The following is a 341-nucleotide window of genomic DNA, read 5'->3' on the forward strand; positions in this document are numbered from 1 at the left end:
TCTTGAATGTCTTTAAGTAGCTCGACCGTGTACTTAGGATTTCTACCCTTAAGACGTGCACGTTGATTGGCACCTTCATGGGTATCCTGAGCTTGGTATTGATCTGAAGGGCATCGTTTAAGTTCTCGATAAATCGTTGACCGATGGCGCCCGATTAATTGAGCAATGCGATTAATTTTATAGCCTTCTTGATAGAGTATTTCTATTTTTGAACGTTCCTCTATGGTAAGATGTGTGTAGCTCATAACAGACCTCCGTGTTTATGTTTTTGTCATTACTAACATTTTACACGAACCTGTTATGGGTTTCTTTATTTGTCGCACTTAATTTTACAATTCATC

At 38.4% G+C, this 341-nt stretch carries 1 protein-coding gene; it reads right to left on the minus strand.

Features of this window, described 5'->3' with window-relative positions; genetic code table 11:
• Positions 1 to 245 (minus strand): helix-turn-helix domain-containing protein (locus ACEN4N_RS11530; protein WP_407090996.1); only part of this gene is annotated, 245 nt, incomplete at its 3' end.
• Between the last annotated feature and the right edge of the window lie 96 nt (positions 246 to 341).

Source organism: Ruoffia sp. FAM 20857 (assembly GCF_045528645.1).
GTDB lineage: Bacteria > Bacillota > Bacilli > Lactobacillales > Aerococcaceae > Ruoffia > Ruoffia halotolerans.